A 21,817-nucleotide genomic window follows, 5' to 3' on the forward strand; every position below is an offset into this window, starting at 1 on the left:
TTTACCTGCACTTTTTTCCGAATGCTGATACAATAAAGGATGTTACTATTTAGTAGAAAGAGTGGTAAGCATGTTAGATTGGATGAAAAAGCTGTTTAACAAAGAGGAAGAACAAACAGCGATGAATAAAGAAGTACCAAAGCAAGCTGAAAGTCAGCCGAAAATTCCTCGTGTAAACCACTACACTGAAGCAAGAGAAGCACAAATGGCAAGTAGGAATGTAGGTAAATGCCGTTTTCCATTAGTACCAGATAATGGGTTTGATGAAGACGATGTTATAGAAACAGGGCATTTTAAAGAACAACCTGTTCAAGCTGTAATATATGAAAATCAGCCTATTCAAAGAGGAATCAAAGTGGAAAGAAGCAGACGACCGTATGTGGAGAAGGTAGTTCCTACATATGAAGAGCCGGAAGTGCAATATGAACCGGTGCAAGAGCCTATCGTAAAAAAAGCATCTGTACCATCGCAAGAAAGTAACCGTAGACCATTTCGTCCAACAGAAATGATTTCGCCAATTTACGGATATAATCGTCCTTCTGTAGAGAAAAAGGTAGAAAAGCAGGAGGAAGAAAAGGAAAGAGAAGATCTTGAAATATCTGTAGAGGGCAAAGCAGTTGTTGATGCATGGTTAGAGAAAAAGGGATACACATTATCTGATTTCTCAGAAGGACAAGCAAAGATTTCTTCTAGTCATGAAGGCGTTAATCAGCAAGAGCAACAGAGTAAAAAGGAAGAAAAATCAGTTGTCGATCAATGGTTAGAGAAAAACGGTTATGAAATTGAGCGCCAAGTACCTTTAGTAGAAGAAAAAGAAGAGGTTCAAGAAATTAGTGTACCGCAGGAAGTTTCAGCGGATGAATTACTTCATAATACGGTAGCTGAGCGCATGGAAGATGCAAAGCAAGAAAAAGATGTAGTGGTGCTAAACGAAAATATTTTACAAGAGAAATTAGTAGATTCTAAAGTAGAGCACGAGGATACAATACTATCAGAAGAAATTAAGCGTAATACAGAAATAGAAGAAGCTACTATTGAAGTAGAACAGAAAACTCCAGAAGAAGCAGTGATTGTCAAAGCAGAAGAAAAACTCGAAGAAACAATCATAGTGGAAATACCAGAAGAAGTTGCAGAAGTGCCAAAAGTAGAAGTAATTGCAGAAACGGAACAGCTTGTAGAAGTAGAAGTAGAAGTAGTTATGGAAACAGAGGAATCTGAAGAGATAGAAGTAATTACGGAAACAGAAGAGTTTGAAGAAGTGGAAGTAATTGTAGAGGCAGAAGAATCTGAAGAGGCAGAAGAAGTAGAAGTAATTGTAGAAACAGAAGAGCCAGAAGAAGAAGTAGAAGTAATTGCAGAAACAGAAGAGCTAGAAGAAGTAGAAGTAATTGCAGAAGCAGAAGAGCTAGAAGAAGTAGAAGTAATTGCAGAAGCGGAAGCAACAGAAGAAGTGGAAGCAATTGCGGAAACAGAAGAGCTAGAAGAAGTAGAAGTAATTGCGGAAACAGAAGCAACAGAAGAAGTGGAAGCAATTGCAGAAACAGAAGCATTTGTAGAACTTGAGGAATCTCAGCAAGAACTGGTGTTAGATGAAGCAATGGAACAAAAGAGCGAATTCATACATGTTGCTGAGGCTGATGAACAAACGAAGAAAGATGTCCAAAGCTTTGCGAATGTTTTAATTACAGAAACAGAGGAAAGCAAACTAGTTGTGGAAGAAGCGCCAATCGCCGAAGCGCAACCAGTTGAAGAAGAGGCACAAATTACCGAAGAACAACCAGTTGTACAAAAAGAAGAGCCGAAACGTGAGAAAAAGCGTCATGTACCATTTAATGTTGTTATGTTGAAACAAGACAGAGCGCGATTAATGGAAAGGCATGCGGCTAGAACGAATACAATGCAATCTTCTATGAATGAACGAGTAGAGAATAAGCATGTACAACAAGTGGAAGAGAAACCAATGCAACAAGTGGCAGTAGAATCACAAGTGGAAGAAAAGCCAGTGCAACAAGTGGTAGTAGAACCACGAGTGGAAGAACACCGAGTGCAACAAGTGGCAGTAGAAGCACAAGTGGAAGAAAAGCCAGTGCAACAAGTGGTAGTAGAACCACGAGTGGAAGAACACCGAGTGCAACAAGTAGCAGTAGAAGCACAAGTGGAAGAACACCGAGTGCAGCAAGTAGCAGTAGAACCACGAGTGGAAGAAAAGCCAGTGCAACAAGTGGTAGTAGAACCACAAGTGGAAGAAAGCCGAGTGCAGCAAGTAGTTGTAGAGCAAGTAGTTGTAGAGCAAGTACAAGAGCCAATTTCAAGTACGGAAGTACAAGAGAAAGCGTATGTTGTAAATCAAAGAGAGAACGATATGCGAAATGTACTGCAAACACCACCGACATACGCTATTCCGCCATTAACATTGTTGGCAATTCCACAGCAAGCAGCGTTAGATAATACGGAATGGTTGGATGAACAGAAAGAATTGTTAGATACAACGTTTAATAATTTCCATGTTGGAGCACATGTTATTAATGTATCGCAAGGTCCAGCGGTAACTCGTTTTGAAGTGCAGCCAGACCCAGGTGTGAAAGTAAATAAAATTACAAACTTAAGTGATGATATTAAGTTAAGTTTAGCGGCGAAAGATATTCGTATTGAAGCACCGATTCCAGGGAAAAGTGCGATTGGAATCGAAGTTCCAAATAAAGAAAGTAAGCCAGTATTTCTTCGTGAAATTTTAAGAAGTCCTGTGTTTACAAAGAGCGAATCACCGCTTACAGTTGCGCTTGGACTTGATATTTCAGGTGATCCAATTGTAACGGATATTCGAAAAATGCCACATGGACTTATTGCTGGCGCAACTGGTTCAGGAAAAAGTGTGTGTATTAATGCGATTTTAACGAGTATTTTATATAAAGCGAAGCCACATGAAGTGAAGTTAATGTTAATCGATCCGAAGATGGTTGAGCTTGCACCATACAATTCTGTTCCGCATCTCGTAGCACCTGTTATTACGGATGTAAAAGCAGCCACAGCTGCATTAAAATGGGCAGTTGAAGAAATGGAGCGTCGTTATGAATTATTTGCGCACGCTGGTGCTCGTGATTTAACCCGCTATAATACAATTGTAAGTGAGCGAGAAATTCCGGGAGAGACATTGCCTTATATCGTTATTGTCATTGACGAGTTAGCCGACTTAATGATGGTAGCACCTGGTGATGTAGAGGAAGCGATTTGTCGTATTGCGCAAAAAGCACGTGCTTGTGGTATACATTTATTAGTTGCGACGCAGCGTCCATCTGTAGATGTTATTACAGGTTTAATTAAGTCAAACATTCCAACGCGTATTGCGTTTACTGTATCATCTCAAGTTGATTCGCGTACGATTATCGATATTGGTGGCGCGGAGAAATTACTTGGCCGTGGTGATATGCTATTTTTAGGGAACGGTACATCTAAGCCAGTTCGTGTACAAGGTGTATATGTATCGGATGATGAGATTGAAAAGACAGTTGATCATGTGAAAAAGCAAATGAAGCCGAATTACTTATTTAAGCAAGAGGATTTATTAGCGAAAACAGAACAGGCCGAGTCGGAAGATGAATTGTTCTTTGAAGCATGTCAATTTGTTGTAGAACAAGGGGGAGCGTCCACATCTTCTGTACAGAGAAAATTCCGCATCGGTTATAATCGCGCGGCCCGTCTCATTGAAGAGATGGAATCGCAAGGGATTATTTCTGAAGCAAGAGGAACAAAGCCGAGAGATGTTCTTATTTCTGAGGATGAATTTGCTGCTATGCAGGAAACAAATGTATAGTACACGGTTTTGCTGTATACTAATAGAAAATGTTGGATAGTAAAGTAGGGAGTAAAGCGACATGAAAGAAATTGAATTAAAATTAAAAGGTGAAATAAATCGACTAACGAATAAAACATTTAAATTTGATGAGCGTGTTGGAGAAGGTTGGTTCTCTGCCGTTTACTTTTTAAAAACTAGAGAAATCATTGAAGAATTTCGCCCGAAAAGTGTTGTAACGATGCAGTTTTTCCAAAAAGAGAATGCAGTACTTTGCGGAGCAGATGAAGTAATCGCATTGCTACAAACATTTGCCAAAAATCCTGAGGAATTAGAAATTCATTCTTTAAAGGATGGCGATAACATTAGTCCGTTTGAAACAGTTTTAACAATTCATGGTCCTTATGAAAACTTCGGATTTTTAGAAGGTGTCATCGATGGGATTTTAGCTCGTCGTACATCGGTTGCGACAAACGTATATAACGTTGTCCAAGCTGCACGTAGTGTAGATAAAGAAAAACCAGTTATTTTCATGGGAGACCGTGATGATCATTATACGCAACAAGCTGGTGATGGTTATGCAGCATACATCGGAGGTATGAGCGCACAAGCGACGCATGCAATGAATGAGTGGTGGGGCAAGAGTGGTATGGGGACAATGCCTCACGCATTAATTCAAATGTTTAATGGTGATGTTGTGGAAGCAGCAAAAGCATATCATAAGAAATTCCCAGAAGATGAATTAGTTGTATTAATTGATTACAACAATGATGTCATTACAGATGCACTTCGCGTAGCGCGTGAATTTGGATCAACATTAAAAGGTGTACGTGTCGATACGTCTCGTACAATGATTGACCAATACTTCATTCGTCACCCAGAAGTACTTGGAACATTCGATCCACGTGGTGTAAATCCATCGCTTGTATTCGCACTTCGTAAGGCACTTGATGAAGAAGGATTCCAACATGTAGACATCGTTGTAACTGGTGGATTTGACGAGAAGCGTATTCGTGAATTTGAAGCGCAAAATGTTCCTGTCGATATATACGGCGTAGGAAGTAGCTTATTAAAAATGAATATTGGCTTCACTGGCGACAATGTAGAATTAAATGGAAAACCAGAAGCTAAGGCTGGTCGTAAATACCGCCCTAATCCACGTCTAGAGCGTGTTCAATTGGAAACAAGAGAAGATATGTAAAAAAGAGAAAAACTGATAGGTGATTGACCCTATCAGTTTTTCTGTTATCATAGTATAACAGCTGGTTTTTTGCTATAATAAGTTTGTTATGGACATAAAAGAAGTACGTACGTGTTTATCCTGATAAGTGAAGATAAAAGAGAACTTCGCTTTATCAGAAATGTATGATGATTACCAAAATAAGAAAAGATTCATATACTGTCTTATAGATAGGCCGTTGTATTAGTTCGAAATGTTGGAGGTTCTTTAAGATGACAGTTTACCATTTTGTAGGAATTAAAGGAACAGGAATGAGTTCATTAGCACAAATTCTTCATGACATGAAGCATACTGTTCAAGGGTCTGATTATGAAAAGCGTTTCTTTACACAAACAGCATTGGAAAAGCGTGGTATTTCCATCCTTCCTTTTGATAAAAATAATATTAAAGAAGGACAAGTGATTATCGCAGGAAACGCGTTTCCTGATACGCATGAAGAAATCGTAGCAGCAAAAGAATTAAATATCCCAGTACATCGTTATCATCACTTTTTAGGTGACCTTATGAATCAGTACACAAGTGTTGCTGTAACTGGTGCGCATGGAAAAACATCAACTACAGGTTTGTTAGCACATGTAATGCAAGGCGCACACCCAACATCTTACCTTATTGGAGATGGAACTGGGCATGGGGTAGAAAATAGTAAGTATTTTGTATTTGAAGCTTGTGAGTATCGTCGTCATTTCTTGTCTTACTATCCAGACTATGCGATTATGACAAACATTGATTTCGATCACCCAGATTATTTCTCAGACATCAATGATGTCTTCAGTGCATTCCAAGAGATGGCATTGCAAGTGAAAAAAGGCATTATTGCATGTGGTGATGATGAAGAACTTCAAAAAATTCAAGCGAAAGTACCTGTTATTTTCTATGGATTTGGAGAAGATAATGATTTCCAAGCACGTAACATTCAAAAGAGAACAGATGGTACAATATTCGATGTATTCGTTCGTAATACGTACTATGATACGTTCAAAATTACTGGATACGGCAATCACAGCGTATTAAATGCATTAGCAGTAATCGCGCTTTGCCATTATGAAAATGTTGATGTAGAAGCAGTTAAACATCAATTAACAACTTTTGAAGGCGTAAAACGTCGCTTTAATGAAAAGCCAATGGGAGAGCAAGTTATTATCGATGACTATGCACACCATCCGACAGAAATTAACGCAACAATTGAAGCAGCTCGTCAAAAACATCCAGAGCGTGAAATTGTCGCTGTATTCCAGCCACACACATTCTCACGTACAGAAAAGTTCTTAGATGAGTTCGCAGAAAGCCTAAGCAAAGCTGACCAAGTATACTTATGTGATATTTTCGGATCAGCGCGCGAAAACAAAGGTGAATTAACAATCGAAGATCTGCAGAAGCGTATTGACGGTGCAGAACTAATTACAGATACAACAACAGATGTATTAAAGAAACATAAAAATGGCGTTCTTATTTTCATGGGCGCAGGAGACATCCAAAAATTCGAAGCAGCTTACGTAAAAGAAGTTCAAGTTGCAGAGAAGTAATAGAAAAGACGCATAGCTGGGCTGTGCGTCTTTTTTGTTGTGCTCGATTTTTATTTACGTATTGACCTAGAGCTAACTCTAGGTTGTAAGATGAAAATGTAAAAACAAGGGGGAGAAAACATGTATAAAATAGGTGAAGTGGCAGAATTAACGGGGATGAGTATTCATACTTTGCGTTACTATGAGAAATTAGGATTATTACCACCACCAACGCGAAATAGCGGGATTCGCCAATATACAGAAGGTGATGTGCGCCTATTAAAATTTTTATATTCGTTAAAACAAACTGGAATGTCATTAGAAGAGATGGCTGAGTTTGCAAGTGATGGATGCATTATAGAGGAAATTAGGCAGAAGAGAAAGGAAGTGCCAGCGAAAGTAAAGAAGAGAATTTCAATTTTAACAACTCACTTAGAAAGGTTAAAAGAACAGCAAGAACAATTGCAAAAAGTTGTCCAGATAACAGAAGAGAAGCTAGAAATTTATTACGGTTTTCTAGAAGGAAAAGACTTGGAGGCCGGCAATGAAAAATAAAGTATATGCGCAGTTATTAGGGTTTGCAATATTTACTGGTGGGACATTTAATGCTTCGAAATATGCGGTGCAGTATTTCGAAGCGATTCATATAGCGGCATGGCGCTTTGGAATTGCTGCACTTGTGATGTTATGTCTTTTAAAACTAAGAAAAGGTTTTGAGGTTGAGATATGGAGGCAGAATAAGGTCTATTACCTTTTGCTTGGTATAGTTGGTGTATTCGGTTTTAACTACTTTTTCTTTTTAGGAATGAAACATACAGAAGCTATTAATGGGGCGCTTATTATGGCGACAAATCCACTTATTACGACGTTATTAGCAAGTGTCATTTTACGAGAGAAGATAGTGAAGCGCCAAGTAATTGGAATGTTACTTGCACTATTTGGTGTTGTTTTTGTGCTTACACAAGGCTCGTTTACCGCACTACAAAATTTATCATTTTCAAAAGGAGATTTTTATATTTTATTAGGGAATATTTGCTGGGCGTTATACGGTGTATTAAGCAGAAGGTTTATTAAAACTGGTAGCTCAATACAAACTACGACATATACAATGACTATTGGTGCCCTTGCCTTTATTATGATATCTTTTACGCAAAAAAGTATAGTACCAGTTTTGGAAATTCCTCTATTAGCTTGGGGGGCGATTCTCTTTATGGCAATTGGAATGAGTGTGCTCGGTTACTTATGGTGGAATAATGGAATTGCCCAAATTGGTGCAGCGAGAACATCTTTATTTTTTAATCTAGTGCCTGTTGTTACAATAATTATTTCTTTTACAGAAGGAGTAAATATAACATCCGCACAATCTGTAGGAATGATATTAGTTATTACGGGAGTATTGTGTTCTTCAGGTTTTATACAAATAAAATCGAAAAAAAGTGTGAATATTTAACATTTTCTATTTGTAGATGTTAGAATAATAAGAAAACTAAAAGGGGCTAAAAACCATGTTCACACTCCGAGTAGACGACGAAATCGAACTACAACTATTAGAAAAACATCATAAAGAGGAATTGTATCAATTAATAAATCAAAACCGTAATCATTTACGAAGATGGCTTCCTTGGATAGATGGGACGAAATCTGCGGATGCTTATGATGAAATTTTCCCGATGTGGTTAAAGAAATTTGCAGAGGGAGACGGTTTTGAAAGTGGTATACGCTATAAAGGAAAGCTCGTTGGGATGGTAGGCATTCATCCAGTGAGCTGGGGGAATAAAGCGACGAGTCTTGGGTATTATCTTGCGGAAGATGCTGGTGGGAAAGGTATTATGACGCGTAGCGTGAAGGCTGTACTTCACTATGCATTTGAGAATTTAAAATTGAATAAAATTGAAATCAGATGCGGTGTTGAAAATGCGAAAAGCCGCGCGATTCCAGAGCGTTTAGAGTTTAAATTAGATGGTATTTTAAGAGATGAACAATGGATATATGATCATTTTCAAGATATTGCTGTGTATAGTTTACTGGCTTCAGAATGGAAGGATATTCAAGGTAAGTAAGGAATCTTATGACAGATTATTTAAAAAGGCCATTTGCAAATGGTCTTTTTTTATGAATTAAAATGGAAATAGTGGTATAATTTGGTTGTGGGGGTGAAGGTATGAACTTTCCAATTCAAAGAAGTAAATCAGCAGTGATTTTCGTGAGTCTCACGTTAGCTTTTATGTTTGTGTATCCAATTGTCATGCTTTTCACCAATAAAGAGCAATGGATGTCAGCGTTAATTGGAATGGGTTTATGCTTTATTGTAAATGTACCACTCGTTTGGGAAGTATTTATTAAAAAGCATAAAGTAGAAAATGGTATATTAAAGTACGGTGTTTTAAATGACGATATTGTATTGAAAGAGATAAGAATCATTCGTCAAGTTGGGAAATCACTTGAAATTACCACGAATACGTATAAAGTACATATGGTCGCGATGCCGCAACATATGGAGCGGTTTTTATCGCTTGTAGAAAAAGAGAATCCACATGTGAAAATAGAAATGGTGGGTAAGAAATGAAAAGAATCTGTACGTTGTTTGTACTTTTATTAACGGCATCCATTCTTTTAATAGGGTGTAGTGCAAAGAAAGAGAAGTCTGATGTTAGCTTAGAAAAAGCACAAAAAATTGAAATTGAGTCATTGACTGATTCGAGTGATAAAAAAACAATTACCGATAAGAAAGAAATTGAAAAACTGTTTGAAGTCATGAAAATGGATAAGTGGGAAATGCAATCGGCTCCGTTAGATACGCCGCAAGGGAAAACATTTAAAATGTATCAAGAGGATACGCCGAAATTATTGGAGTCGAGTAAAGATAAAACAGAGTTACATGAAATTGGTACGATGACAGTATATAAAGATGTCCCTTATGTTGAAGTTGAAATGAAAAATAAGAAAATGAGTTTTAAAGTGCCAGAAGATGTGGCGAAAGAGTTGTTAAAGTATTAATAAAAAAACGCTGGGGAAAAACCCCGAGCGTTTTTATTATTATTTTAAGTTCTCAGGATTTAAAGCTTCTAATTCAGATACAACGAAACGTCCGTCTTTACGGATTAGTACGTCGTCGAAGTAAATTTCGCCGCCGCCGTATTCAGGGCGTTGGATGCATACTAAATCCCAATGAATGTTCGAGTTGTTGCCGTTCCATGCATCTTCGTAAGCTTGTCCAGGTGTGAAGTGGAAGCTACCATCGATTTTTTCATCGAATAGGATGTCGCCCATTGGATGTAAGATGTATGGGTTTACGCCGATTGCGAACTCACCAACGTAGCGTGCGCCTTCGTCTGTATCGAAGATTTTGTTAATGCGCTCTGAATCGTTTGCAGTTGCTTCAACAATTTGACCGTTCTCAAACTTAAGTTGTACATTTTCAAATGTATAACCGTTGTAAGGAGATGGTGTGTTGTAAGAAACTGTACCGTTAACAGAATCACGGACTGGTGCAGAGTATACTTCACCGTCTGGAATGTTTAAATGACCTGAGCATTTAATAGCTGGAATGTCTTTAATAGAGAATGTTAAATCAGTTCCAGGACCAGTTAAGCGAACTTTATCTGTTTTATTCATTAATGCAACAAGGCTATCCATTGCCTTATCCATTTTACCGTAGTCTAAGTTACAAACTTCAAAGTAGAAGTCTTCGAAAGCTTCTGTGCTCATTTTAGCAAGCTGTGCCATAGAAGCATTTGGGTAACGAAGAACAACCCAGCGCGTTTTCGGAACGCGGATGTCTCTATGAACTTTCTTACCAACTGTTTGGCCGTGAACTTTCATTCGCTCACTTGGAACGTCAGCTTGTTCGTTAATGTTATCGCCAGAGCGAAGACCGATATACGCATCCATATCTTTCATTACGCTTGCTTCATATGCAGCGATTTGTTCGAAATGTTCTTCAGTAGCACCCATTAATAAAGAGCGATCTACTTGATGATCTTTTAAAGAAACGAATGGGAAACCACCAGCTGCATATGCTTCTTTCACAAGTGCAGTTACAAGTTCTTTTTGTAAGCCAAAGTTTTCAATTAACACTTTTTCGCCTTTTTGTAAGCGAATAGAGTAGTTGATTAAATTGTATGCTAACTTTTCAATGCGTGGATCTTTCATATGTAAAGCCTCCCTACTAATTATGTATCCTCTCCTATTGTAACCTACTTAGTGGAATTTGTTGAATCATTTATGTTAAAGTTAACGAATAAGTATGAAAATTCTAATGGAATATAGGGGTTAGAATGAAACGGTAAATGATTGTATAATAGGGGAAAGTATGAAAAAGATAAAGGAAGTGATGAAATGCAAGTTCTTTTATATGTAAGTGCGGCTATTATCGCGGTTGCTTTCGCTGTATTAGTAGTGTACGTATGCAGAACGTTGTTATCGGTTCAAAAGACGTTAGAAAACGTTGCAAGCACGTTAGAAGGTCTAGAGAAACAAATGCAAGGGATTAGCGTAGAGACAGAGCAATTATTACATAAGACAAATGCGTTAGCTGATGATATTCAACAGAAGTCGCAGTCATTAAATAAAGTAGTAGCAGGTGTAGATGGAATTGGAACGACAATCCATTCTTTAAATACGAAACTTCGTAATGTATCAGAGTCTGTTACGGACGAAATTGAAAATAATGCAGATAAAGTAGCGCAAGTTGTACAATGGAGCAGCGCAGCAATTGAAGTATACAATCATTATCGTGCGACAAGACAAGAGAAAAAGGTTGAAAAAGAAGAGCGTAAATTAGAAAGACTTGAGAAAAAAGCGGAAAAGAAAGAGAAGCGCTCTAGACTTCGTATGAGAGGTGAATCGTGATGAATATGACAAAACTGGAAACAATTGAAGAGCTTGAAGTACTAGTGGAAAAGAACGAGCCTTATGTGCTTTTTAAACATAGTACGACGTGCCCAATTAGTCACGGTGCATACACAGAGTTTCAAGCGTATTGCAGTGAAGAAAGAGCAGTACCAGCTTACTATTTATACGTACAAGATGCGAGAGATGTTTCGAATCGTGTCGCAGAACAGTACAGTATTAGACATGAATCTCCACAAGTATTATACATAAAAGATGGGATGGTAGTGTGGAATACGTCTCATTGGAATATTAAAAAAGACGCTTTAGAAGAGAATATTAAGTAAAAAGAAGCAAGCTAAAGGTGCTTGCTTCTTTTTTTTTGTTTTTGTTGAAATATATTTAATGGTAAACTGTTAATAGTTCAAACTAAATAACTAGATTGTTGAAAGTAGGTTTTATGTAATGAAGAAAATGGCATTATCCTTCGCGGTCGTAAGTTTATTACTGGGAGCTTGTAGTAATGATACGATTAGTAAGAAGGATGAAGTTATACAAAAAGATACGAAAGAAAAAAGTATGATTCCGAGAACGGCTGTTTCTAAAGATTATTATAGAACTGTTATTCCTTTAAAAGAACAAAAAGTCATTAATACAGCTAATATAAAAACAAATTCTAAATTAGATTTAGCAGAATATGAAAATGGTTTAATGAATATTGCAAAAGGGCAATTTGATACAGAAAATCATGTGCTGCAATTAAATCAATACATTCCGGAGAATGTGATTGATGAACTAGTCGCGAAAGTAGAAGCACCAGTTTTGACGAACATCATCGAACAAGACTATTTCGGAAAGCAGAATTCAAACGAATTAAGTTTATCTGGTGTTATGATTGGTTTAGCTATGTCTTCAAGCGTATCTAATGAAGAAGCCATTTCTAAAGGTACTGAAGTTGCTAAACAACTTATAGAAGCTATAAACAAAAATGATAAATATAACAAATCGCCAATTACGTTTGCTATCTTTAAACAAGAAAATACAACTTCTTTAAAAAATGGTACGTACATTGCTAGTGCTACTGTTCAAAAGAATGATACGAATATGGGAAACTGGAGTATGATTGATGAACAAGCTTATTCATATCCTTCTGATGAATTTAAACAAGAACATGGAGAAGATAATGCAAAAATAAATGAATTTGCTGATTCAATAAAAAAGTTTTCTCCTGGAGATTTTATCCCAGTCAATGCTAAAGTTTTGTATAAACAAAAGAAAATGGATACATTAAATATGGATATTGTTATTAAATATAACGGTAAAACAGAATTAATGGCTCTTACTCAAATGGCTGCTCAAAGTATGTTAGAGAAATTACCTAAAGATGCGAAAGTACAATTGCAGATAAAGTCCGATAATAAAATCGAGGCCGTTATTATAAAAGAGAAAAACAGCGATAAACCGTTTGTTTCCTTCTTATAAAAAAGACAGTTTAAACACTGTCTTTTTTTTATTGCAAGTGAGAATGTACGAAGTTTTTTTGTAGTGATTTATTGTTATATTTCGTATGAATATCGTATTTTGGTGCCATGGAAGATGATTCAAGATTAAGAAGAAGTCATTGGAAATGGTGTTATGACGGGTAAGCCAAATCAAATTCAAAAAAGTAAGAGGTAAATAATATGAACTTAAAAGATTTAAAAAGTAAACATATTAAGTATGATTGGAAAACTATTTTTGTAGGCGTCCAAGGAAGTTATTTTAGTAAAGACGTTATTTCTGATTATGCGGTAGAATTGATGGGAATTGGTGATGAAAGCGGGTTTGTTAGTGAACTTACATGGGGAGTCTCTAATGAAAATTTAGGTAAGGTGATGTTAGAAATAAAAACTAATTATTTTCCTCAATTAGATGAAGAAAGCCCAGTGTTAGTAGAGGAGAAAAGAAAATTAAGATTTATTTGTTTATCTGAAATAAAAGAAAGATGTAAAGAAGATAATGAGTTATTAAATGAAATTGCAGAGTTTTATGGAAATCACCAATACCCAGAAGATATGGTGAGTTTTGTTAATTATATGCCTCAAGAAGTTCCAACTACGAAAGAAGCTTTGGTAAATAGGTTTGAAAAATTTTTAAAATTAGAGGAAGAGAGAGTTAAATATTAAATATATATAGTCACTACCAATAGGTAGTGACTTACAATTAGTTTCTGAAACGGGAAGTTGAGTTATGCTGGATTTAATCGCAGAGAATAATAATGGGCCATTTAAAACATAGACGTTACAACATATTTTTAAACAAATTTTCCAATATGGTTTAGAGTTACAAGAAGACAGGATTGTTGAAATGAATGGTGATGGAAATCATTATTTTATCGAGGGGACCATACGCAGTGAAAAGTTATGAACAAGTACATCAAGTTGCTGAAGCAATGAAAGAGCGTCGCATAATACGCTTCATATTTCCGTTGTACCAATTTTAAAGAAAGAAATCTATTTCCCCCTGTCGTTGTCGATATAAGGCATTCTACAGGACGCCGTGATCTTCTATTGTCAGTTGTGAAGTACTTCCAGATCCAGCGCATCAAATGACTATCCATGTCGTTTTTTGTTGGTAAATCGATATCCTATGTCGAATCGCCGATATANNAAAAATCGCTGATATATTTCGAGTTACGGTCGATATATTCGAAAAATCGCTGATATAAATTTCATTTACTATCGTACTGCTTAAAATAAGGTTTCTGCTCATGAGATATCTATTTTTTACAAAAAATGCCCTTTTTTTCATGAAAAATACGAAAATACGAGAAAAGAAGCGAATTTTTTCGAAACTTTTGCGGGAAAATATTGTATGAGCCTGCGTTTTTATCGTATCATTAGTAAAAGGAAGAACTCGGGACGATTGGTGGCATCTGCAAATAGAGTTGATGTCTTTTTTTCATTCAAGTAACCGATACATAAAAATAGATAACAAAAATAGAAGGAGTGTGCGATGAGATGAACGTAACAATCTATGATGTAGCGCGCGAAGCGAACGTTTCAATGGCTACCGTATCACGTGTTGTGAACGGTAACCCAAATGTAAAGCCTACAACAAGAAAGAAAGTATTAGAAGCAATTGATCGTTTAGGATACCGCCCGAATGCGGTAGCACGTGGACTAGCAAGTAAGAAGACAACTACAGTAGGTGTTATTATTCCTGATATCTCAAATACGTTTTATGCAGAACTTGCGCGTGGAATTGAAGATATCGCAACAATGTACAAGTATAACATCATCTTAAGTAACTCTGACCAAAACAAAGAGAAAGAGTTCCATTTATTAAATACGATGCTTGGAAAACAAGTGGACGGAATTGTTTTCATGGGTGAAGATATTACAGACATTCACATTGAAGAATTTAAAAAGTCTCCAGTACCAATTGTATTAGCAGCGTCATTTGATGAGCAAAATGAAACACCATCAGTAAATATTGATTATACACAAGCAGCATACGATGCAATGAAGCACTTTATTGAGCAAGGCCATACGCGTATCGGTTTCGTCTCTGGTCCTTTCATTGATAAAGCGGCAAGCGCAAAGAAATTACAAGGTTATAAAAAAGCTTTAGAAGAAGCAGGTATTTCATATGATGAAAATCTTATAATCGATGGAGATTACACATATGATTCAGGTATCGAAGCATTCGAAAAGCTTTGGAGTCTTGATGAAAAACCAACAGCAATCTTCGTATCTTCTGACGAAATGGCACTAGGTGTAATTCACGCAGCACAAGACGCTGGATTAAACGTACCAACTGATGTAGAAGTACTTGGTTTCGATAATACACGCCTTGCATTAATGGTACGTCCTCAGCTTTCAACAGTTGTACAACCAATGTATGATATCGGTGCAGTAGCAATGCGTCTATTAACAAAGTATATGAACAAAGAAAAAGTGGAAGATCACACTGTTATTTTACCTCACCGTATCCAATTTAGAGATTCAACGAAGTAAGTATAAAAAGCTCACAGCGATTGCTGTGAGCTTTTATTCGTATTTCCTTGTGCTGAATGTTTAAATTTATAAATATGCGACTTTGATAATGATAATGTATTTGGAACTCTTCATAAGACATTCGCTATAGATGGGGGTATTCCTTGTTATATGTCACATAAATGCAAATTCAACTATTATAGGGCAATGTCATGTATAATAGAAAGAAAAGGCTTGTGAGGAGGGAGAAAAGATGATCGTTCTTTGGATAATTACGCTTTGTATGACTGCTATTTTTGCATATATGACGTTAAAACAAAATGGCTTAAAGCGATTTGTTCCAGGAAGTATTCTTGCAGGAATTGCCCTTATCACGTATGTAATCTCTATTTTTGTTGAAAATGTATCGGTGGATATGAGCACAAGCTTAATGTTTATCGGTATCACACTATTTGCAGGTAGTATTATGGTGCTTATGGTTGCTGGTATTATTTTATTTATTCATATGAATTCGGAAACGTTATAACATATAGAAAAGGCATGACCCGAGAGGGGCATGCCTTTTGTCCGTTCAATTATGCTCTATCTTTAGAAGAGTTTTGTTGTTTTAATAAGTCGCGAATTTCGCCAAGAAGAACTTCTTCTTTTGTTGGTTCTGGAATTTTTTCTTCTTTTTCTTCTTCTCTTCTAGATGTTAGTTTGTTGAAAACTTTAACAAACATAAAGATAGCAGCTGCAATAATTAAGAAATCAAAAATAGTTTGGATGAAGTTACCATACATAATAGATGATTTACCGAATGTAATTTTTAAATCTGTAAAGTCAACGCCACCTAATATCATACCAAGTAATGGTGTAATAATGTCTTTTACTAAAGAACTAACGATTTTACCGAATGCAGCACCGATTACAACCCCGACAGCTAAATCGATTACATTCCCTTTGAACGCGAATTTTTTAAACTCGTTCCACATGTGTTAATCCCACCCTTTCCACGATTTATTATAAAATTTATAATTCCTATCAACATATTCTATAGAAATTTGTGAGAGAAATAAAGAGGAAATGGGAATGAAAGTAAATTCTGAAAAATGTATCCGTTTTAATTTTTGTTTACATCGTTTAATAAAGATTGTAGCATTTGCTGCGTTTTTAATGCTTCTAATCCATCTACAACAGGTTTTGTATCTCCGTGTACACATTCAATAAAATGATGAACAGCATCTTCAAAACCGCGCTGCTTTAATGTCGTTTCCCATGACGGAGAACCGCTTTGTGAAACAGAGTTTTCTGCCTCAATTTCAAATGTATTCATATTTTTTACACGAATGATTTTTCCTGTTGTTACCAGTTCAATTTGTTCTAAGTTTGTACCTGCATGACGATGCATGGCTGTAGAGAGTAAGAGCCCGTTTGCGGTTGTGTATGTATGATGTCCATAAAGGAGTTCATTTTTTTCGTTTATTTGCATCATATTATGAACGACGTTAAGGTTATCATTAGCTAACCAGCGGGCAGTATCTACAATATGTAAGTAATCATCTAGCATAGTAAAATCGTACGTATTTGGCCCTACTTTATTTGTGCGGTGCTTTTCAATTCGAATCCATGAAATATCATTAGCTTGTTCTTTGGCAGTGACGTACATAGGAACGAAACGGCGATTAAATCCAACCATTAACTTTCGATTATACTTTTCACTCATTTCGACTAGTTTTTCAGATTGTTCCACAGTGGCAGCTAACGGTTTATCTACATAAACATCGATTCCTTTTTCAAGAAGTGTAGAAACGATTTCATAATGCGTAGCAGTTGAACTATGAACGAAGATTGCATCACATTCTGAAGCTAACGTTTCCATAGAATGAAAATCTTGAATACGATATTGCTGGCAAATTTGTTTTCTTTTCTCTGCATTAGGTGTAAATGCCCCTACAAAATTCCAAGTTGTTTCATTTGTAAGTGTTGGGAGGTAAGCTTTTTGTGCAATACTTCCAAGACCAATCATCCCGATTTTAGGTTTGTTCATGTTTATTCCCACCTTATCAATATTGATATAACGGGTTAAATGTAGCATAGGGCGGGGGAGGAAGGCAAAAAGTAGGATTACTTCTGTCCTTCTATTAAAATCTTCTCTATCTCTTCAAAATTATGAGCCCGAGCGTGCTCTAGCGGGGTAACACCATCGTTGTCTGGAATATTTACATCAGCACCATGTTTAATTAGAAGGCGAATGACTTGTTGTTGCGTTTCATCTCCGTCACTTAGTATGATAGCTTCCATTAAGGCGGTCCACCCGAGATTATTTACATGGTTTACATCAATATTTGTTCGCGTGAGGAGTTCTTTTATAACATCAATATAGCCATGTTCCGAGGCTGGGATAAGAGCTGTTCCGCCATACCGATTCGTAAGAGATGGATCGGCGCCAGCGTCAATCGTTAGTTTTAAAATATCCAAATAACCTTCTGCACCGGCGTATAGAAATGGGTTATTTTTCATATCATCTTGAACATTTACGTCAGCCCCAGCGTTGATAAGAGCTTTGGCGGTTTTTACATCATTTTTGTATGTGGCAATCATAAGAGGGGTACGTCCTTTATTGTCCGTTATATTTATGTCGGCCCCTTTTTTGAGCAATGATATAACAGTATTCGTTTCCTGCTTTTCAGTAGCTGTTAGTAGTGCTGTCTCCATGTTTGTCATCTCCTTTTTAACTTCTTGTTCTTGCGAGCAACCTTGTAAAAAAATTACGCAACATATCATGCTTAATGTTTTTTTGAACATGGAATTTCAACCTCCTAATTTCAACTCTAAAATAAGAACATTAAATTTTTATAAACTGACGCTAAAATTACTATAAAATCGCTTGAGTATTTGAACATATATTTTTATGCTTATGAGTAATAAGGTTTAATAAAGTGAGGATTTAACATATGTCTATTAAAACAAGGTTTTTATTTTCTTATATTGCCGTTATTCTCGTTTCTATTACGCTCATATTAGTCGCGGGGTTTTTAATTGTTTTTTCAATAACAGGGGACTTGGAGTCAGTGAAAAATTTTTATAAAAGTTCCTATATTCAAAAGCCGCTTACGCAAGAAGAAGAGAATGCGTATCTTGAATTGAAATTAGCGGCAAAGCAACATCAATCACAACTATTAGATGAATCGTTCGTTTCATCAATTGAAAAAGAAGGTGTGAAAATAGCTGTAAGAAAGGGAGATTCCATTTCATATGCTTCGAAAGAATTTGAAAGTTCAACCTTAACAGAAGCCCTTCCGAAATTTGAATCAGCAAATATTAATAGTCGTGGTACAACGGAACTAGGCGATACATTTTATCGATATGTAAAATTTGATTTTTATTTTCCGCAGAAAGAAGAAGGTAGTATATTTGTATTAAAAAAGCAAAGTTCATTTGTAGACCTCACACAGAAATTATTTCCGATTTTGTTCATATCGCTCTTACTTTTAGCCATTTTGCTTATTGGATTATTAAGTTACCTCGTCTCCAGAAGTGTGATAAAACCAATCTTTGTATTGAAAGATGCGACTGAGAAAATTAAGGAAGGAAATTTAGATTTTCAAATACCAGTTACATCACACGATGAAATAGGACAATTAAATCAAGGGTTTGAGGAAATGAGGAAGAAGTTAAAAGAATCGATTGAAGTACAAACGCAGTATGAAGAAAATCGAAAAGAACTCATTTCAAACATCTCTCACGATTTAAAAACACCGATTACATCTATTATCGGATATGTAGAAGGAATAAAAGATGGGGTAGCAAATACACCTGAAAAAATGGATAAGTACTTAACGACTATCCATACGAAAGCAAGGCATATGGATACACTCATTGACGAACTATTTTTATTTTCGAAGCTCGATTTGAATCGAGTTCCATTTCAGTTTGAAACGGTTGAATTAAATATGTTTATGCAAGAATTAATAGAAGAGATGCAGATGGATTTAAGTAAAGAAGGTATAGAAATTAACTTACAATTACATGCATCACCACTATATGTAACGGCTGATTGCGAAAAGATAAATAGAGTGATATCAAATTTAATTCATAATAGTGTGAAATACATGGATAAAGAAGAAAAGAAAATTACTGTAACGGTATCAAGTGATAACAATAAAGTGATTGTGAAAGTAATGGACAATGGATCAGGTATAGAATCTGATACACTTCCTTATATTTTTGAACGTTTTTATCGTGCAGAGCAATCACGAAACTCTAGTACAGGTGGAAGTGGACTTGGCTTAGCGATAGCAAAGCAAATTGTTGAAGAGCATGGCGGAGAAATTTGGGCGGAAAGTAAACTTGGGGAAGGTACAAGTATTTTCTTCTCATTGAAAAAAGTACAGGAATGTGGTGAGTAGAATGAAGAGAATTTTACTAGTAGAAGATGAAATAAGTATTGCAGAATTACAGCGAGATTATTTAGAAATTAGTGATTTTCAAGTGGATGTAGAACATTCCGGAGAAATAGGTTTACAAATGGCTCTTCAGGAAGATTATGATCTAATTATTTTAGATATTATGCTTCCGAAAATGAATGGTTTTGAAATTTGTAAACAAATACGTGCTATAAAAGACATTCCGATTTTACTTGTTTCAGCAAAGAAGGAAGATATAGATAAAATTCGCGGACTCGGTTTAGGGGCGGATGATTATATAACGAAACCGTTTAGCCCAAGTGAATTAGTCGCAAGGGTAAAGGCGCATATTTCTCGTTATGAAAGATTATCAGGAAATGTGAGTAAGCAACGCGATACGTTATACATTCACGGAATTTCTATTGATCAGCGAGCGAGAAAAGTTTTTATAAACAATGAAGAAATCGCGTTCACAACGAAGGAATTTGATTTATTAACATTCTTTGTAACGCATCCAAACCAAGTATTAAATAAAGAACAGTTATTTGAACGTATTTGGGGACTAGACTCAGCTGGCGATTTAGCCACTGTCGTTGTTCACATTAGAAAGCTACGTGAAAAAATTGAAAGAGATCCCGCCCACCCGCAATATATTGAAACAGTATGGGGAGCTGGTTATCGCTTTAACGTGTAATGTACCTGCCGAGTAATTGGCAGGTTTTTTTATTGTTATCTGGACTAAAAGGGGGAATAGGTAATTTATGTTAAAATGTAGAGAGGTAAAACATAGGGGAGTATGAGAGGGCGTGCTACATTTTGGGGGATACATGAAAAGATAATAAATCAAACAAGGCTGTAAAGATTGGAACGAATATCGTACTTATTTTATTAATTATCGGTGCAATACAAATGTTTTATGATGAAGACCCTAAGAATGATCATTTCGGTGGGTTATTTATGATGGTCTTTTTTGGAATTAAAATAATTTCTAGTTTTATAATAAATTTAAAAGAAGGAGATAAAAAGGCAGTATTTATTGATTTAGGTTTAGTGATTTTATGTGTACTTCTTTTAATTGTTACTAGTTGAAATATTTCTTTTGAAAAAAGCTCATAGTCTTATAGAGACTGTGAGCTTTCCTTAATAGTAACGGTACTAGTGTAACGATTTATAAAATGTTTGAGTAGTAGAACTAAACAGAGTAGCCTCTTCTAAAAAAGGATAATGGTTACTGTCCTCAAATGTCACAAAGATAGAATTACGTATACCCTTATGTATCTCGATAGAATATTGAATCGGGCACTGTACATCATGTCTTCCGCATATAATAAGTGTCTTTGTTTGGATGGAAGGTAAATGGTCTCTTAAATCAAATGAAGAATACTCTTTATTAAAAACGTTCATCCGGCTAGCAGACATTGTTTTTTTGATTGGTTTACAAAAATAAGAGTTGTAGTTTTCAGGTTTATACAAAGATAATCTTGTCCTCTTAGTAGAGAGTTCCTTTCGTTCTTCATTAGTAAGATAAGGGTTTTTTAAGTTTTCGATGAGCTGTTGCATATAATGAAACTGTGGATGTTCTCGGTTATAAATGCAAAATGGTGTTTCGGTATAGTTACTTGCTGCAGCTCCAGCCACGACTAAAGATTGTAAGGAATTTGGATATGTAATCGCATATAAAAGTCCAAGCATACCGCCTGTTGAGTGGCCAGCGAAATGCCATGTTGGGAGTTGTAAAGCATCTCGTATTGCTTCTAAGTCGTGAGCCGTTTCAATCATACGTAATTCTTTTTTTGAATTGGCTTTTGCTGAGTTACCAGCGTCTCGTAAATTAATGAGGAATACACGATGCGTAGCAGTGAAAACATCCGCAAAGTAATCGCCAGTTTCATTAAATTGCGAATAGTGATGTGTAATGCAAAGGGGTTCGCCAGTTCCTTTTGTAAAGAGTTCGAATGTACCACGTTTCGTGTGGATCATTTGTTGTTTCCACATAATATCACGACCTTTTCTCGTAAAAGTTGGGCAAGTCCATTAGTGCATAAAAATATATCAGCGATTATCAAAATATATCGACTTACCGACAGAAA

At 36.1% G+C, this 21,817-nt stretch carries 22 protein-coding genes and 1 pseudogene; 18 read left to right on the forward strand and 5 right to left on the reverse strand.

Annotation, left to right across the window (positions count from 1 at the left end; translation table 11 throughout):
* The first annotated feature begins 70 nt into the window (after nucleotides 1-70).
* The 8 genes from COE49_RS02560 (at nucleotide 71) to COE49_RS02595 (ending at nucleotide 9,529) form a co-directional block, all read left to right on the forward strand.
* A complete protein-coding gene (locus COE49_RS02560; RefSeq protein ID WP_098945691.1) occupies nucleotides 71-3,811 on the forward strand; it encodes a DNA translocase FtsK in 3,741 nt (1,246 codons plus the stop codon).
* A gap of 61 nt (nucleotides 3,812-3,872) precedes the next feature.
* Nucleotides 3,873-4,991, forward strand: coding sequence for a nicotinate phosphoribosyltransferase (locus COE49_RS02565; protein ID WP_088232251.1), 1,119 nt, complete (start codon nucleotides 3,873-3,875; stop codon nucleotides 4,989-4,991).
* Between the two features lie 251 nt (nucleotides 4,992-5,242).
* Entirely contained in the window at nucleotides 5,243-6,553 is a 1,311-nt protein-coding gene (gene murC, locus COE49_RS02570; protein ID WP_088232250.1) for a UDP-N-acetylmuramate--L-alanine ligase, read from the forward strand.
* A 120-nt stretch (nucleotides 6,554-6,673) separates the two neighbouring features.
* On the forward strand, nucleotides 6,674-7,087 hold the full coding sequence (locus tag COE49_RS02575; protein WP_088232249.1) for a MerR family transcriptional regulator: 414 nt from the start codon (nucleotides 6,674-6,676) through the stop codon (nucleotides 7,085-7,087).
* On the forward strand, nucleotides 7,077-7,982 hold the full coding sequence (locus COE49_RS02580) for a DMT family transporter (protein WP_098945692.1): 906 nt from the start codon (nucleotides 7,077-7,079) through the stop codon (nucleotides 7,980-7,982). The genes COE49_RS02575 and COE49_RS02580 overlap by 11 nt, the downstream gene beginning before the upstream one ends.
* 55 nt (nucleotides 7,983-8,037) lie before the next feature.
* The gene (locus COE49_RS02585; RefSeq protein ID WP_088232247.1) at nucleotides 8,038-8,592 is read left to right on the forward strand and encodes a GNAT family N-acetyltransferase; all 555 of its coding nucleotides are present in this window, start codon (nucleotides 8,038-8,040) and stop codon (nucleotides 8,590-8,592) included.
* A 101-nt stretch (nucleotides 8,593-8,693) separates the two neighbouring features.
* Nucleotides 8,694-9,098: a PH domain-containing protein gene (locus tag COE49_RS02590; protein WP_088232246.1), complete on the forward strand. Its 405-nt coding sequence runs from the start codon at nucleotides 8,694-8,696 to the stop codon at nucleotides 9,096-9,098.
* Nucleotides 9,095-9,529 carry a hypothetical protein gene (locus COE49_RS02595; protein ID WP_098253201.1) on the forward strand — a complete coding sequence of 145 codons (435 nt, stop codon included), beginning with the start codon at nucleotides 9,095-9,097 and terminating at the stop codon, nucleotides 9,527-9,529. Before COE49_RS02590 ends, COE49_RS02595 begins: the two co-directional genes overlap by 4 nt.
* A 39-nt stretch (nucleotides 9,530-9,568) precedes the next feature.
* On the opposite strand, the gene COE49_RS02600 is transcribed toward COE49_RS02595, so the two are convergent.
* On the reverse strand, nucleotides 9,569-10,684 hold the full coding sequence (locus tag COE49_RS02600) for an aminopeptidase (protein WP_000654724.1): 1,116 nt from the start codon (nucleotides 10,682-10,684) through the stop codon (nucleotides 9,569-9,571).
* Nucleotides 10,685-10,870: 186 nt separating this feature from the next.
* On the opposite strand from COE49_RS02600, the gene COE49_RS02605 reads away from it, so the two are divergent.
* The 7 genes and pseudogenes from COE49_RS02605 to COE49_RS02640 all read left to right on the forward strand — a co-directional run bounded on the left by COE49_RS02605 (nucleotide 10,871) and on the right by COE49_RS02640 (nucleotide 15,865).
* Nucleotides 10,871-11,383, forward strand: coding sequence for a DUF948 domain-containing protein (locus COE49_RS02605; protein WP_001197718.1), 513 nt, complete (start codon nucleotides 10,871-10,873; stop codon nucleotides 11,381-11,383).
* Nucleotides 11,383-11,709 carry a bacillithiol system redox-active protein YtxJ gene (gene ytxJ / locus COE49_RS02610; RefSeq protein ID WP_001057467.1) on the forward strand — a complete coding sequence of 109 codons (327 nt, stop codon included), beginning with the start codon at nucleotides 11,383-11,385 and terminating at the stop codon, nucleotides 11,707-11,709. The genes COE49_RS02605 and ytxJ overlap by 1 nt, the downstream gene beginning before the upstream one ends.
* A 118-nt stretch (nucleotides 11,710-11,827) precedes the next feature.
* The gene (locus COE49_RS02615; protein WP_088232244.1) at nucleotides 11,828-12,844 is read left to right on the forward strand and encodes a CamS family sex pheromone protein; all 1,017 of its coding nucleotides are present in this window, start codon (nucleotides 11,828-11,830) and stop codon (nucleotides 12,842-12,844) included.
* Between the two features lie 200 nt (nucleotides 12,845-13,044).
* The gene (locus COE49_RS02620) at nucleotides 13,045-13,527 is read left to right on the forward strand and encodes a DUF2247 family protein (RefSeq protein ID WP_098356952.1); all 483 of its coding nucleotides are present in this window, start codon (nucleotides 13,045-13,047) and stop codon (nucleotides 13,525-13,527) included.
* 64 nt (nucleotides 13,528-13,591) lie between these two features.
* A pseudogene (locus COE49_RS02625) lies at nucleotides 13,592-13,805 on the forward strand (bifunctional 3-deoxy-7-phosphoheptulonate synthase/chorismate mutase); the annotation flags it as partial.
* 556 nt (nucleotides 13,806-14,361) lie between these two features.
* Nucleotides 14,362-15,360, forward strand: a complete 999-nt coding sequence (gene ccpA, locus COE49_RS02635) for a catabolite control protein A (RefSeq protein ID WP_088232241.1) — start codon at nucleotides 14,362-14,364, stop codon at nucleotides 15,358-15,360.
* Nucleotides 15,361-15,592: 232 nt separating this feature from the next.
* Nucleotides 15,593-15,865, forward strand: coding sequence for a DUF3917 domain-containing protein (locus COE49_RS02640; RefSeq protein ID WP_088232240.1), 273 nt, complete (start codon nucleotides 15,593-15,595; stop codon nucleotides 15,863-15,865).
* Nucleotides 15,866-15,914: 49 nt separating this feature from the next.
* On the opposite strand, the gene mscL is transcribed toward COE49_RS02640, so the two are convergent.
* From mscL to COE49_RS02655, 3 genes are all read right to left on the reverse strand, one after another.
* The gene (mscL, locus tag COE49_RS02645; protein ID WP_088232239.1) at nucleotides 15,915-16,313 is read right to left on the reverse strand and encodes a large-conductance mechanosensitive channel protein MscL; all 399 of its coding nucleotides are present in this window, start codon (nucleotides 16,311-16,313) and stop codon (nucleotides 15,915-15,917) included.
* A gap of 128 nt (nucleotides 16,314-16,441) precedes the next feature.
* Complete coding sequence (locus COE49_RS02650) at nucleotides 16,442-17,368, reverse strand: Gfo/Idh/MocA family protein (RefSeq protein WP_088232238.1); 927 nt, start codon at nucleotides 17,366-17,368, stop codon at nucleotides 16,442-16,444.
* Nucleotides 17,369-17,445: 77 nt separating this feature from the next.
* A complete protein-coding gene (locus tag COE49_RS02655; RefSeq protein ID WP_088232237.1) occupies nucleotides 17,446-18,126 on the reverse strand; it encodes an ankyrin repeat domain-containing protein in 681 nt (226 codons plus the stop codon).
* A gap of 149 nt (nucleotides 18,127-18,275) precedes the next feature.
* Between COE49_RS02655 and COE49_RS02660 the strand changes: the two genes are divergently transcribed.
* From COE49_RS02660 to COE49_RS02670, 3 genes are all read left to right on the forward strand, one after another.
* A complete protein-coding gene (locus COE49_RS02660) occupies nucleotides 18,276-19,730 on the forward strand; it encodes a sensor histidine kinase (RefSeq protein WP_088232236.1) in 1,455 nt (484 codons plus the stop codon).
* Nucleotide 19,731: 1 nt separating this feature from the next.
* Nucleotides 19,732-20,421 carry a response regulator transcription factor gene (locus tag COE49_RS02665; protein WP_000821764.1) on the forward strand — a complete coding sequence of 230 codons (690 nt, stop codon included), beginning with the start codon at nucleotides 19,732-19,734 and terminating at the stop codon, nucleotides 20,419-20,421.
* 167 nt (nucleotides 20,422-20,588) lie between these two features.
* A complete protein-coding gene (locus tag COE49_RS02670; protein ID WP_240522874.1) occupies nucleotides 20,589-20,816 on the forward strand; it encodes a hypothetical protein in 228 nt (75 codons plus the stop codon).
* Between the two features lie 66 nt (nucleotides 20,817-20,882).
* On the opposite strand, the gene COE49_RS02675 is transcribed toward COE49_RS02670, so the two are convergent.
* Nucleotides 20,883-21,722: an alpha/beta fold hydrolase gene (locus COE49_RS02675; protein WP_098945693.1), complete on the reverse strand. Its 840-nt coding sequence runs from the start codon at nucleotides 21,720-21,722 to the stop codon at nucleotides 20,883-20,885.
* Nucleotides 21,723-21,817 lie beyond the last annotated feature (95 nt).

The organism is Bacillus sp. AFS029637 (assembly GCF_002584985.1).
In the GTDB taxonomy this organism is placed as follows: domain Bacteria; phylum Bacillota; class Bacilli; order Bacillales; family Bacillaceae_G; genus Bacillus_A.